The sequence below is a fragment of the Labilithrix luteola genome, assembly GCF_001263205.1.
Taxonomy (GTDB): domain Bacteria; phylum Myxococcota_A; class Polyangia; order Polyangiales; family Polyangiaceae; genus Labilithrix; species Labilithrix luteola.
Genome location: NZ_CP012333.1, coordinates 10612079 through 10625554, shown reverse-complemented (window position 1 = coordinate 10625554; position 13476 = coordinate 10612079). Strand labels below are relative to the sequence as shown.

The window sequence follows — 13476 nt, the reverse complement described above, 5'->3', positions numbered from 1 at the left end:
CCACTCCGATCTTAGGACGTCCGGGACGTGGTTTCGCGAGGATCGCGCGAACGCGAGCTCAGGGGGGCGGCTTCGCAGGTCCGCCTTGCCCGTTTTGTCCGCCTTTTCCGCCGTGTCCCGCGGCGTTGTGAGGTACCTCGCTCGCCAGTGCCTCGTGAGCCACCGTGCCGGGCGGATTCTTGTACCACCCCGGATCGGCGTAGGACGTGATCCCGGCTCGGACTTTGAGCACGCTGAACATGCCGCCCATCTCGATGGGCCCGAACGGACCTTCGCCCGTCATCATCGGCAGCGTGTTCTTGGGGCGCCCCATCTCCATCATGTTGGCCATACCGGTTTCGCCCATGGCCATGTAGCCGGGGAGGATGGCTCGCACGCGTTCCTCGAGCGCCGGTGGTTGCTTCACGCCGACCATGTTTGGCACGTCGTGGTTCATCGCGTTCATCGTGTGGTGCGACTTGTGGCAGTGGAATGCCCAGTCGCCTTCGACGTTGGCGACGAGCTCGACGGTGCGCGTGGAGCCGACGGGCACGTTGACCGTCGATTCCGGCCGCTGCGCGGACTTCGGTACGGGGCCGCCGTCGGTGCCGACCTCGTTGAAGCGGTAGCCGTGGACGTGGATGGGGTGGCTGTCCATCGACAGGTTGCCGAAAGAGAAGCGTACGCGCTCGCCCTTCTTCACCACCCACGGGTCGGTGCCGGGCCACACGCGGCTGTTGAAGGTGAAGAGGTTGAAGTCGGTCATGATGTTCGGGTTCGGCGTGCCCGTGCCCGGCTCGACGAACCACTCGCCCAGCATCACCAGGAAGTGTCGGTCGACCTTGGGGACTTCGGGGACGCGCGGGTGGATGACGAAGAAGCCCATCATCCCGAGCGCCATCTGCACCATCTCGTCCGAGTGCGGGTGGTACATGAAGACGCCGTTTTGCTTGAGCGTGAACTCGTAGACGTACGTCTGGTTCGGCTCGATGTGCGGCTGATTGAGGCCCGCGACGCCATCCATGCCGTTGGGCAAAAGGATGCCGTGCCAGTGGACGCTCGTGCGCTCCGGAAGCTTGTTCGTGACGAAGATGCGCACGCGATCGCCTTCGATCGCTTCGATGGTCGGCCCGGGCGTCGAGCCGTTGTAGCCCCACGCGTTGACGATCATGCCCGGGGCGAACTCGCGCTTCACGGGCTCGGCGATCAGATGGAACTCCTTCACGCCGTCTTTCATGGTGAAGGGGAGCGTGGAGCCGTTCGGCGTCACCACCGGGACGTAGGGGAGCCTGTGGCCCGGTGCCTGCGCCGATGCGAGCCGCGAACCGAATGTGAGCAGGACGAACAAGACGAGGGCGACGAAGCGAATCATGGCGTCTCCTTGACTGCAGCCGCGGGGCGCACGGGCTCGAGGCGGCTGCCGATGGCGCGCTCCAAGTCGCTCCGTGCGAGCCAGTAGTCGCGCAGCGCGTCGATGTAGGTCCGGTAGGCGTCGAACTCGGACTGCTTGGCGGCGATGAGCTGATAAACGCCGAGCAACATGGCGTCGTAATGCAGTTGGGAGAGCGCGACGATGCGCTCGCGCAGTGGGACCACGACCTTCGCGTACGTCTCGACGATGGTGCGTGCTGTCTGCACGCGAGCCCGGGCGGAGCGGACGTCGGCGCGAACGTCGATCGCGAGCTCCTGGAGATGATTGTCGGCTTGCCGTCGCATGGCTTCGAGCCGCGCGATGGCCGCTTGCCGCTGATCGAAGAGGGGCACTTCGACCGAGACGCTCGGACCGAACGACAGATGCTTCGAGTTGCGTAAGCGCCCCGCTTGGAGGCCCACGGTGATGCTGCCTGTCCAGCGCGTGGCCTTGGCCAGGCTCACGGCGGAGTCGAGCGCTTGCACCTGACGGCGCGCCGCTTCGATGTCGAGTCGATCGGCGATCGCCCGAGATTCCAGGCTCTCGAGCGGTGGTTCGACGGGAGGCAGCTCGGGGAGCTTCTGGGATATGATCCAGTTCGTACGCGGACCCCACGCACCCATCCGCTTGTTGAGCTCCTCGCGAGCGACGGCGGCCTCGGCCTCGGCCCGTGCGCGTTCGAGCCCGGTCTCGGCGGCGAGCGCTTGCTCGGTGGCGAGCGACAGGTCGTTCATGTTGCCGGCGTCGTGCTGCCGTTTGGCGATCTCGGCGGACGTCTCGGCAGCTTCGGCCACGAGCCTTCGCATCGCCACGACCTGGCTGGCGGCCTGCGCGTTGAAGAAGGCCGTGCGAACCTCGGCGGCGAGCTCGAGGACCGCGTCGCCCACGTCGAGCCGGGTCGCTTCGAGCTCCGCCTTCGCGATCTTCTTCCGCGCCGGCATCGTGACGATGTCGAGGAAGTCCTGCTCGATGGAAACGAACACGTTCGGATCGATGTGCTCGCTCTCCCAGGCCGTTTGACCGATCGAGAAGACGGGGTTTTTGAGGAGCCCGGCCTGAACCAGGTCGGCCTGCGCGATCGAGAGGTCCTCGAGCTTGGTTCGCACATGCGGGCTCGCGAGCAGCGCGATCTGCACGGCCGCGTCGACGGTGAGCTCTTTGGCGAAGAGACCATCGATCGCGCGGCGCGCCTCTTCGTCTTCGGCGGTGTTGCGGTCCCACCGCAGATCGTGGCCGCTACGTTTGGCGACGTCGGTTCGTACGTCGCCGAACGCGCCGGACGGCGAGGTGGAGGCGCATCCCGACAGGAGGAGAAGGGCGGCGACCGTCGCGAGTGCCTTCCGCGGGCGGTGGAGGCCGAAGTGCATCGAGCACCACCTTATGTGACTCGCCTTCGGTGGAAGCGTTAGACCGCTCGGTTGCCGCGCGCGATCGGAGGCGCGATCGGACTTCGCGGAGACCCCACTCAGTAGTGGTGGTCGCCGCGCTGCACCTTCCCATGGAACGAACGGTAGAGGTAGCCGAAATAGCCCACCGCCAGGGTGATCGCCGGAACCCAGACGAAGAGACCGAGGGCAAGCGTCGCACGTGGTGAGGACGCGTTGTAGGCGTCGAGCGTGAAGTCCGGGGCGACCGTCGAGCGGAGGATGGTCGGGAAGAGCGTGCCCGCGGTCGCGACGAGTAGCGACGCAACGAACGCGCTCGAAGCGAGGAACGCATGCCCCTCGTCTCCGCGGGCGAGCGCGTGACGACAGAAGAACGCGGCGGCGAGGGCCACGAGGGGCAACGGCCAGAGCCACGGCCGCGCGCCGAGGTGGGCGAGGTGATCGGCGTGCGTCAGCGCGGTCGCGACCGTCACGAACACGGCGAGCACCACGGCCACGATCCACAACGGGCGCGCGAGCCGCGCACTTCGGTCGCGGACCTCGCCGGTCGTCTTCCAGACGAGGAACGTCGCGCCGTGCGCCGCGAGCGTGACGAACGCGAAGAGCCCGACGAGCGCCGTGTAGAGGTCGATCGCTCCGAAATGCGGGCCCCGAGGATCGAAGTCGGTGAAGAGATCGGACTGGAAATAGCCGCTGTCATCGAGCGGTACGCCACGCAGCACGTTGCCGAGGGCGACGCCGAGTACGATCGCCATGACGCTCGAGGCGAACGTGAACACCGCGTCCATGCCGGCGCGCCAGAGGGGATGCTCGAGCTTCGAGCGGAACTCGATGGAGAGGCCGCGCAGGACGAGCAGCCAGAGCACCATCATCAGCGGAAGGTACAGGCCGCTGAACGCCGCGGCGTACGCGCGAGGGAACGAGAAGACGAGCACGCCGCCCGAGGCGATGAGCCATACCTCGTTGCCGTCCCACACGGGGCCGATGGCGGCGAGAACGTGCCTGCGCTCCTCGTCCGTCTTGGCCACGAAGAGGTGCACGATGCCGGCGCCGAAGTCGAAGCCGTCGAGCACCGCGTAGGTGACGAGCATGAGCGCAAGGAGGAAGTACCAGGTCGCTTGCATGGCTCATGCCTCCTGCGGCTTGGGCTCGTGCTCGGCGTCGTTCTCCCCCTGGTGTTCTGGGCCGTGGTGTTCTGGGCCTCGCGCGACCGCGCGTCCGACGAGAAACACGAAGAGCACGCTCAGTAGCGTGTACAGGCCCATGTACCCGATTGTCGTGAAGGCCACGCTGCCGGAGCTCACGCGCGGCGAGCTCCCATGCACCGTGCGCATGAGACCGTAGACGAGCCACGGTTGCCGTCCGAGCTCGGCGGTCATCCAGCCTGCCGTCGTGGCGATGTACGGGAAGGGAAAGGAGAGCATCAGCACCCAGAGGACCGGGCGCGTGCGCATCAGACGGTCTTTGTAGAGCAGGAGCGCAGCGATCCCCATGATGGCCACGAGCAAGGTCCCTAGGCCCACCATCACGTGGTACGCGTAGTAGAGGAGCTCGATGTTGTCGGGCCACTCGTCGTGCGGGATGTCGTCGAGCCCTTTGACCTGTGCGCCGAAGGAGCCGTAGGCGAGAAAGCTCAGGATGTGCGGTACGACGATGGGGTTCTCGAGCCGCCGCTCTTCGATGTTGGGCTGGCCGATGATGGCGAGCTCCGCGTGCGTGCTCGTCTCGAACTTGCCCTCCATCGCGGCGAGCGCGGCCGGCTGGTGTGCGGCCACCATCTTGCCGTGCTGATCACCCGTGGGGAAAATTTGCATTACGCATGCAATGAGTCCGGCAACGATGCCGACGCGCAGTGCCGTCCGGGCATGCCGCTCGTGCCGGTGCATGAGCGTCCAGTAGGCCGCCACCGCGCACACCACGAAGGCGCTCGTAATGACCGCCGCGCTCATCGTGTGGGCGTATTGCCAGAGCGCCCACGGGTTGAAGAGGAACGCGAAGACGTCGGACAGCACGAGCCTTCCGCTCTCGTCGAGCGTGTGCCCCGCGGGGTGCTGCATGAACGCGTTCGTGGCCACGATGAAGTAGCCGGAGAGCCACGACCCCACGAAGATCATGAACGCGGAGACGAAGTGCGCGCGCGGCCCGATCCGCTTCTCCCCGAAGAGAAAGAGGCCGAGAAAGGCGGACTCGGCGAAGAAGGCGAACATGCCCTCCATCGCGAGCGTCAGGCCGATCACGCCGCCGGAGAAATTGGAGAATCGCGCCCAGTTCGTGCCGAACTGGAACTCCATGGGGATGCCCGTGACGACGCCGACCGCGAAGTTGATGCCGAAGATGCGAGCCCAGAATCGCGCGAGATCGTCGTACTCCGGCTTCTTCGTACGGAGCGCGAGCGCCTTGAAAACCACGATGAGGAGGGCCAGTCCCATCGTGAGCTGTGGAAACAAATAGTGATAGGTGATCGTGAAACCGAACTGGAGCCGGCTCCAACCAACGCTGCCCATGATGGGCGGCCACGATGGAGTCGACTCGGCGCCTCGACAAGCGGCTGCGGAGTCGTTTCGCGCATCGTCACGCGAGTTGTCACGGGACTTGTCGCGTGTGCCGCCGTTCAGGGCGGCAGCGAACTCAAGCGCAGGCGCAACTTGTTGCGGGACGCGTCTTCTGCCTTCGAGAGGGGAGCGCCCTTCGTTCGGGCAAGGCCTTCGACGAGCGCGGCGCGTTCCCCTCGAACGTCGCCCGCCGCCCGCGCGACGTCGGCTTCCAGCAAGTAGACGTCGAGCGTTCTCTGAGCGGGCTCTCCGGCGAGGCGCATCTTTGCGCGCGCGAGCGCTCCACGCGCGTCGTCGAGCCTTCCGAGCTTCCAATCGACGTAGGCGATCAGCATGGGAGGGTCGGCGCTGGTCGGGAGGTCGTGTTCGCTTCGTTCCAGCGACGGAAGGATGCGTTCGACGGCGCCGAGCGCCGCGTATGCCAGGAGACGCCGCCGATCGAACGCGATGCGAAGGTCCAGGCCGGGGGCGTCCTGCGACGCTGCGTCGAGCGCGCTCGACCATCGTTCGGCCGCCGTGGCGTCGTCCTTTGGGTTGGTCCTCGCCATGGCGATGGCCTTCTGGCTCGCAAGGAGCATCACCCGGAGCATGCTCGTCGTCGTTCCTCCCGCCTCGGTCACGACGACCTTCTCGCTCGCGGGCTCGATGACGTAGAGCGTGGGAAAACCACGAGCCGGGAAGCGCGCGAGGAAGGGCTCGTTCGACGACGCATCGGCATCGATGGAGAGCCATACGAAGGCATCGCGCAGCGTGGCGAGCGCCGGATCGGGGAAGACCTCGCGTGCGAGCTGCTGGCAGGGGGGACACCACGCGGTTCCCACCTCGACGAAGAGCGGCCTTCCCGTCGCCTTTGCTTCGGCGAGGGCCCGAGCAAAGTCATTTTCGACGAACGGGACGACCGCCTTCGGTGCCTGCGGCTGGCAAGCGACTCCCGTCACCGGCCCTGTCGCGAGACAGGTGACGAAGAGAAGCCTGCCGCAGAATCGCATGCAGCCCGGTTGTAGCTGCGAGCGAGCTCAGGTGTCGAGGTAGCTGCGAAGCTGCACGCGTTCCGAACGGGCGCGGAGCTTGTCGAGTGCGGCACGCTCGATCTGACGGATTCGTTCGCGCGTGAGCGACAGCGCGCGACCGACCTCTTCGAGCGTGTGCTCGCGCGTGCCTCCGATGCCGAAGCGCATCCGCACGACCTGCTGCTCGCGAGGTGTGAGCGCGTCGAGCATGCCCGCCAGCTGGAAGCTGAGCGCGCGCTGCGCAACGGTATGATCCGGCGGAGCAACGGGGGAGGCGACGATGTCCCCGAGGCTCGCGTCGCCGTCTTCACCCATCGGGGTGTCGAGGCTCGCGGGCTGGGCGGGGAGGGACAGGATGTTCAGAACACGCTCGCGTGCGAGGCCCGAGAGGTTCGAGATCTCGTCGGCCGTAGGCTCGCGAAGGTGCTGCGCCTGGAACGCGGCGCGCACCTTTCCGACGCGACGCCGATCGTCGGCGACGTGCACGGGCAGGCGGAGCGTTCGATCGAGCAGGGCTCGCTGAAGAGCTTGCTTGATCCACCACGCCGCGTAGGTGCTGAAGCGGAAGCCTCGACGGTGGTCGAATTTGTCCGCCGCGCGCATGAGTCCGAGGTTGCCCTCCTGAATGAGGTCCAGGAGCGGAACGCCGCGGTTGAGGTATTTGCGCGCAAAGAGCACGACGAGGCGCAGGTTGCCTACGACGAAGCGCTCCTTGTTGCGCTTGAGATCGCGACGCGCGCGCTCGATGACGCCGAGCGCTGCGGCGTCCGGTCCGTCGCCTTCGAGCTCGGCGGCTGCGCGGATGGCGCCGACCACGCCCTCGATAATCTCCCCATCGAGGCGGATGTCCGCCAAGGCGTCGACGAGGGCTGCGCGCGCGGAATCGTCCTTGGTGTCGGCGGTCGCGAGCAGGTTCTGGACGCGCTCGCGAACGGCGACGAGATCGAGCCCGTCCTGATCGGGGTTCAGGAGGACGTCACGGATGTCGACGGACCCGCTCGCTACCTCGTTACCGAGGCGCTTGAGGGCCTGAATCCCGGCCGGAGCGCGGGAGAGGGCGTCGAGAATGGCTTTCTCGGCGTTGGCGATGTTCCGGGCGAGCTCGGTTTCCTGCTCGGTGCCGAGCACCGTGCTCGCAGCCATCTCGGTGAGGTACATCCCGTCGAGATCGACGCGCTGCTCGTGGCGCTCGGGAGCCGTGCGTCGCGGGCGCGTGACGCGGCCGCGGTTTTCGGTTTCGAGACGCCCCCGACCACGCGCTACACGGGGTGCACGCGTCTTCGTCGGCTTGGGCTCAGCCGTTGTCGTCGTGCCTGCATGCGGGGCGGTGATGTTCATGGGAGGGCATTGAGGGCGGCCAATCGAGCGACCGCACCGGACACTAGACAGTAAGCATTGCGCGCGCCGTGTCTCGTTCCGCCGCACGATTTCAACCTGAAACGCGGGCCTCGCGAGCGCGAGCATGACTTCGGCGCACGCCTTCGAACCGCAAGCCTGGTCAGCGCTCGAGCCGGTCGGTACGAGCGCGGAAGGTGGGGCTCCCGGCAGTCAAGTCCTTCCTTCGATGCTCCATGCCAGGAGGTAGGGTCGCGGAGCAGACGCACGTGCGAGGTGCCAAAGGCGGCGAGCCTCGTGCGTGGGTGGCGCAATCCGTCGTAGCTTCCGGCGCGACAATGGGAGACTCTGGGGGCGTGAGCGATTCGCGTGATGCACGTCCCGGCGTGGCTCGCCGCACGGCGACCACTACGAACGCCGCTGCCGCCCCCGTGCGGCCGCAGGCTCCTTCCACCCCTCGGGCAGTGACGCCCGCGGGAGCTCCTCGCGCACCTGCTGCAGGTGTGCATTCACCTCGTCCTCCGGCGGTCGCGGTACCTGCGCCCGCGGGGAACACCGGTGCAAATGCTCCCATTTCGCCCCGCCCGCGCATGCCGACCGAACCCGGTCTTGCGCCGTCGTCGAGCGATTGGGAGGTCATCGAAACCAAGGACGAGCCCGCAGCGGCGCCGCCCGCGAAGGTCGCGCCGGCCTTGCCGACCAAGGGCGAGCCCACGCCGGCTGCTCCCACGGTCGCCGCCGTGGCATCGGCTGCGGCTGCGCAGGCCGTTCAGGCTGCCACGAACGCGTCGCTCTCCACGGCGATGCGCGAAGAGGTCTGGACGATCGTGCGTGCGGCGGTGACCGAGGCGATGACGCCGGTGGTTGCGCGCCAGAAGGATCTCGAAGCTCAACTCGACACCGCCGCGAAGGTGAAGCCTGCTGCCGCGCCGCCCCCCGTTCCGGTGGCTGCCGCTGCCGCCGCAGCCCCCGTTGTGGCCGCTGCTTCGGCCCCGAAGCACGTCAGCGCTCCGCCCCCGGCAAAGACCGCGTCCATTCCGGTGTCGGTCTCGGCGTCGAGCCCGCCCGTCGTGACGAGCTACGGTCTCGTGATGACGGCGCAGCGCCGGAGCGACGAGATCGATCTCGCGGCGATCGCGCGCGCGCCGGTCGACTACGATGGGTTCGACGGCAATCGCCGTAAGCGCATCATCACGCGTCTCCTCGTGGCGGTGATCCTGCTCGGGTTCGTCGGCCTCGTCACGATGACCATCCTCAGCCACGGCTGAGGCCCTCCCATGGATCTGAACCGCGTTTCGGCCTTCGTCCGCGTCGTCGCCGACGGCAGCTTCACCGGCGCCGCGCGGGCCCTCGGACTGCCGAAGTCGTCGGTCAGCAGGAGCGTCGCGCAACTCGAGCAAGATCTCGGGATTCGCCTCCTCCACCGCACCACGCGGAAGCTCCACCTCACCGACGCGGGCGCGGCCTTCTACGACCGCGTCTCTCGCGCACTGACGGACATCGACGAGGCTACCGTCGCCGCGGCCGACATGCAGGCCGAGCTACGCGGCACCGTGCGTGTGACGGCTCCCGTCGACCTCGGTGCGGCCGTCCTCGCGCCGGTCGTCGCGCGATTCGTGCGCAAACATCCGGCCATCCACATCGATCTGGTGCTCACCGGGCGCGTCGTCGACATGGTCGCCGAAGGCTTCGACCTCGCCGTGCGCGTGGGGCCGCTCCGCGACTCTTCGCTGATTGCCCGGCGAGTCGGTCAGCTCGACTCGGCGCTCTATGCCTCGCGCAAGTACGTCGCGCGTCGCGGCAAGCCGAAAGACGTGGACGATCTCGCCAACCACGATTGCGTGCTCTTCCGCCCGACGCAGGGCAAGGAGCTCTGGCGGATCGTCAATCCGGCGGGCGAGAAGCGCGAAGTGTCCGTCGTGGGCGCGATCAGTGCCGACGATCTCTCCTTCGTCCGAAAGGCCGTCCTGTCCGGCGCCGGCATCGCCCGCCTTCCTCAGTTTCTCTGCGGCCGCGAGGAGGCAAGCGGCGTGATGGTTCGCGTGCTCCCCGAGTGGGCGAGCGAGGGCGGCATCCTCCACATGGCCTATCCCTCGGCCCGCTACGTTCCCCAGCGCGTCTCCGTGTTCCGCGAGTTCGCCGCCGGCGAGCTAGCGAAGGTCTCGAAGCAATGCGAGGCCGCCGAACTCGCCCGCCGGAACGGCTAGCGCCCCAAGTTCCTCATCCACGCGCCCAGAGCGCGAGGGCCGCGGCGGCGACCAGCCATCGTCCGCCTTCGACGGCCGTGGCCCACTTGCGTCGTTCGAAGAATCCGCCGACGGCCACGAGCGCACCGAGCACCGCGACCGACAGGAGCACGAGCGGGATGGTGGGAATCGCTCGATGCCACATGAGCAGGGAGAACGTGGTGACGAGGACGAGCGCGTATTGCGCGCCGACGTAGATCGCGAGCGGGCGCGAGACCTCGCGATCGTACTTCGGATGCGACGCCTCGATCGGCGCCGGCTCCACGCCTTCGGGGACGAAGGCGGGCGAGGCGAACCAGAGGCGCACCTTGTCGACCGGGCGCCGCGCCTGCTTGGTCATGCGCGCGAGCTCCACCCAGTAGTGAACCTGCGCCCACATGGGCGAGAAGCTCGCGAGCGGATGGGTGATGCCGTAGACGGGCGTCTCCGTCTCTTCCTCGTAGGTTCCGAAGAGGCGATCCCACACGATGAGCGTCGCGCCGTAGTTCTTGTCGAGGTAGCGCGCATTGATCGCGTGATGGACGCGATGGTGGCTCGGCAGGTTCAGCACCCGATCGAACGGTCCGCGGACCTTCCCGACGAGCTGCGTGTGGATCCAGAACTGATAGAGCGTCGAGAGTGCGTGCATCGTCGCGAACGCGATCGTGGGCACGCCCAGCAAGGCGAGGGGCAGATAGAAGGGGAGCTCCGTCCAGCTCGTGAGCACGGCTTGCCGCAACGCGACGGCCAGGTTGTAGTCCTCGCTCTGGTGGTGGACGACGTGCGCGGCCCAAAGCACGTTCACCTCGTGACTGAGGCGATGCCACCAGTAATAGAGGAAGTCGACGCCCAAGAACGCGAGCGCCCAGCCGATCCAGGGCGTGTCCCACGAGAGGAAGCGCGCGTGCTCGTAGACCCAGGCATAGACGGCGAGCTGCAGCGCCGCGTAGGCGAGGAGCATCACCTGCTGCGTGATCCCGCAGCTCAGGTTGGTGAGCGCGTCGGCGAAACGATAGACCACGACCCCTCGCTTCTTCGCCACCGCGAGCTCGACCGCGATGGCGACGAAGAACAGCGGGACGGCGAGGGCTATCGGATCATAGTGCACGCGATCGAGTCATAGCGCGCGCACGCGAGCCCACGGAAACACCCACGTCCGGAAGACGTGCGTGCTGCCGCGTCGCTCGAAGTCCGCGCGAACGGCCTCGGGAACCTCCGTCCAGCTCACGCGTTTGGTCTTGGCCGGCGCGTCCTTGCCGTTTTCGTAGCGGACGCGGAGCGCGACTTCGGCATCTTGCTCGTGCGCGTAGCGGATGAATTCGAGCTCGACGGTGCGCACCGCGTCTTCGATGCGCCCGACGACGTCCGGGTCCGGCTCGCCTCGCAGCGAGCGCGTGAGCTTCTTTCGTTCATCGCTCGTCGCGTTCTTGATGCCGAGGGCCGTCTCGGCGAGCTCGTCCTCGAGAACGGAGGCGATCCACCCATCGAGGGCGGGCGTCGAATCCTTCGCCTCTTCGCTCGTCGTGCTCTTGCGCGAGCGCACGAACCTGGCGAGGGCTAAGGCGACCACGAAGGCGGCAAAGGCGACGGCGACGATCATGCGTTCAGCATAGCTCACACGGTCGCGCTTCGCTTCTTGGCGCCGGTCTTCTTGGCCGGGCTCCGCTTTCCTGCGCGGAAGCACGTCGCGAGGTGATCGTCCACGAGGCCGCACGCCTGCATGAGGGCGTAGCAAATGGTCGAGCCGACGAAGCGAAAGCCACGCTTCTTGAGCGCCTTGCTCATCGCATCCGACTCGGGGGTCTTGGCCGGGACGTCGCGCATCGTCTTGCGCCCTCCGGCGAGCGGGCGACCTCCGACGAAGGACCAGAGAAACGCGTCGAGCGACCCCACGTCGCGCTGGAGCTCCAGCACCGCCTTCGCGTTGTCGATGGTCGACTCGATCTTGAGGCGATTACGCACGATGCCGGGGTCGCCCATGAGGCGCTCCACGTCACGAGGGCCGAACTTCGCCACCTTGCGCGGATCGAAGCCGGCGAACGCGCGCCGATAGCCTTCGCGCTTGTTGAGAATCGTGCTCCAGGAAAGGCCCGCTTGCGCCCCTTCGAGCGTGAGCATCTCGAAGAGATGGACGTCGTCGTGCGCAGGCCGGCCCCACTCCTCGTCGTGGTACGCGACCATGAGCGGATCGCTTCCCGCCCAGCCGCACCGCGGTCGTGTGGTATCGGCCGCCTTGGCTTTCGGAGCTGCCTTCGTGGGGGCCTTCGTCGCCGGGCCCTGTTTTCGTGTCGCTTTTCGTGTCGCTTTTCGTGTCGCCTTTCGTGCCGCCATCGCTGCCTCGTATTCCTTTCGACCAGCCGTGCGTATTCGAGAGCTGCTACCTCTAGCGCATGGCCGCTGCTCGCCGTTCGGCGCTTCTCGCGTTCTGCCGTTCGCTCCCACACTCGACCGAAGACGTGAAGTGGGGGGCAGACCTCGTGTTCTCGATCGGCGGCAAGATGTTTGCCGCTTTCGACAAGAATGGGAAGGACGCGAAGTTCGGCTGCAAGGTGGCCGAGGACGACTTCGTCGCGGTGACGAGCATCGACGGAATCGAGCCGTCGAAATATGCGGCGCGCTTTCACTGGATCAGCGTCAAGGATCCGAGCGTCCTTCCCGAGAAGGAGGCGATGGCGCTCCTTCGCGACTCGTACGAGCTCATCAAGGCGAAGCTGCCCGCCAAGCTCCAGAAGCAGCTCGATGGCGGCCGTGCGAAGGCCAGCGCGAAGAAGGCCGGCGCGAAGAAGACGACGAAGAAGACCAGCGCCAAGGCTTCGTCCGCGAAGACGGCTGCGCCCACGAAGAAGAAGGCCGCGAAGAAGTCCTGAGCCACAAAACGAGCACGCCGCCTCGATGCGCGTGGCATCGGGCGGCGTGATCGTGGCTCCGATCTCGGCGAACTACTTCTTCGCGTGGACCGAGAGCTTCACGAGGACGTCGTCGCGGATGAGGTCGTCCTGCTTGCCGGGGTAGTTGATACCGAAGTCCTTGCGGTTGACCGCGAACTCCGACTCGACCGACACCTGGTCGCCTTCGACCTTGATGGTCGCGGGGAAGGTGATCGCCTTGGTCACGCCGTGGAGCGAGAGGTTGCCGGTGATCGTGTGGGTCGCGCCCTTCTCGCCGCCCTTCTTCACTTCCGTCGAGGTGAAGTCGACCTTGGTGAACTTGGCGACGTCGAAGAAGTCGGGCGACTTGAGGTGGCCCGTGAGCTTCTCCTGATCGCTGTTGATCGACGCCGCGTCGATCTCGACCTTGACGCTGCTCTTCTCGGGCGCGCCGTCGACGAGGTGGACGGTGCCCTTGAAGTCACCGAAGCCGCCGTCGTGCTTGCCCGTGACCTTCGAGCCGGTCCACGTGATTTTGGAGCCGTTGTTGTCGAACTTGTAATCCGCGGTCGTCGCGCTGGCGGCGGTGACCGGCGCGGCGGCGCTACCGACCGCTTCGGTCGTGGTCGCCTTCGCCTTGCCCTTCGCCGGGTCGTCGCAACCCGTGGCGACGATGGAGAGAGCGGCGAGAGCAAAGAACATACGATTCATC

General features: G+C 66.9%; 12 protein-coding genes and 1 pseudogene. 3 read left to right on the top strand and 10 right to left on the bottom strand.

The window, feature by feature from the left end; all coding sequences use genetic code 11:
* Positions 1-58: 58 nt before the first annotated feature.
* The 6 genes from AKJ09_RS45890 to AKJ09_RS45865 all read right to left on the bottom strand — a co-directional run bounded on the left by AKJ09_RS45890 (position 59) and on the right by AKJ09_RS45865 (position 7675).
* Positions 59-1351 (bottom strand): multicopper oxidase family protein, encoded by a 1293-nt coding sequence (locus AKJ09_RS45890; RefSeq protein ID WP_146654185.1) that lies wholly within the window; start codon positions 1349-1351, stop codon positions 59-61.
* Entirely contained in the window at positions 1348-2757 is a 1410-nt protein-coding gene (locus tag AKJ09_RS45885) for a TolC family protein (protein WP_146654184.1), read from the bottom strand. The genes AKJ09_RS45890 and AKJ09_RS45885 overlap by 4 nt, the downstream gene beginning before the upstream one ends.
* A 98-nt stretch (positions 2758-2855) precedes the next feature.
* Positions 2856-3899 (bottom strand): cytochrome d ubiquinol oxidase subunit II, encoded by a 1044-nt coding sequence (gene cydB, locus AKJ09_RS45880; RefSeq protein WP_146654183.1) that lies wholly within the window; start codon positions 3897-3899, stop codon positions 2856-2858.
* A 3-nt stretch (positions 3900-3902) separates the two neighbouring features.
* Entirely contained in the window at positions 3903-5279 is a 1377-nt protein-coding gene (locus AKJ09_RS45875) for a cytochrome ubiquinol oxidase subunit I (protein ID WP_146654182.1), read from the bottom strand.
* 107 nt (positions 5280-5386) lie between these two features.
* Complete coding sequence (locus AKJ09_RS45870) at positions 5387-6316, bottom strand: thioredoxin family protein (protein WP_146654181.1); 930 nt, start codon at positions 6314-6316, stop codon at positions 5387-5389.
* 27 nt (positions 6317-6343) lie between these two features.
* Entirely contained in the window at positions 6344-7675 is a 1332-nt protein-coding gene (locus AKJ09_RS45865) for a sigma-70 family RNA polymerase sigma factor (RefSeq protein WP_169928438.1), read from the bottom strand.
* A gap of 587 nt (positions 7676-8262) precedes the next feature.
* On the opposite strand from AKJ09_RS45865, the gene AKJ09_RS45860 reads away from it, so the two are divergent.
* Together AKJ09_RS45860 and AKJ09_RS45855 are read left to right on the top strand one after the other, a co-directional pair.
* Complete coding sequence (locus AKJ09_RS45860) at positions 8263-8940, top strand: hypothetical protein (RefSeq protein WP_146654179.1); 678 nt, start codon at positions 8263-8265, stop codon at positions 8938-8940.
* A gap of 9 nt (positions 8941-8949) precedes the next feature.
* Positions 8950-9879 (top strand): LysR family transcriptional regulator, encoded by a 930-nt coding sequence (locus AKJ09_RS45855; RefSeq protein ID WP_146654178.1) that lies wholly within the window; start codon positions 8950-8952, stop codon positions 9877-9879.
* 13 nt (positions 9880-9892) lie between these two features.
* Here the strand turns inward: AKJ09_RS45855 and AKJ09_RS45850 are convergent, their stop codons facing one another.
* The 3 genes and pseudogenes from AKJ09_RS45850 to AKJ09_RS45840 all read right to left on the bottom strand — a co-directional run.
* Positions 9893-11005, bottom strand: coding sequence for a sterol desaturase family protein (locus tag AKJ09_RS45850; RefSeq protein ID WP_146654177.1), 1113 nt, complete (start codon positions 11003-11005; stop codon positions 9893-9895).
* Between the two features lie 9 nt (positions 11006-11014).
* Entirely contained in the window at positions 11015-11497 is a 483-nt protein-coding gene (locus tag AKJ09_RS45845; RefSeq protein ID WP_146654176.1) for a peptidase T, read from the bottom strand.
* Between the two features lie 14 nt (positions 11498-11511).
* A pseudogene (locus AKJ09_RS45840) lies at positions 11512-12108 on the bottom strand (DNA-3-methyladenine glycosylase I); the annotation flags it as partial.
* A 179-nt stretch (positions 12109-12287) separates the two neighbouring features.
* Between AKJ09_RS45840 and AKJ09_RS45835 the strand changes: the two are divergent.
* Positions 12288-12764, top strand: coding sequence for an MmcQ/YjbR family DNA-binding protein (locus AKJ09_RS45835; RefSeq protein ID WP_146654174.1), 477 nt, complete (start codon positions 12288-12290; stop codon positions 12762-12764).
* A gap of 72 nt (positions 12765-12836) precedes the next feature.
* Here AKJ09_RS45835 and AKJ09_RS45830 read toward each other — a convergent pair whose 3' ends face one another.
* Positions 12837-13475 (bottom strand): YceI family protein, encoded by a 639-nt coding sequence (locus tag AKJ09_RS45830; RefSeq protein WP_240488850.1) that lies wholly within the window; start codon positions 13473-13475, stop codon positions 12837-12839.
* Position 13476 lies beyond the last annotated feature (1 nt).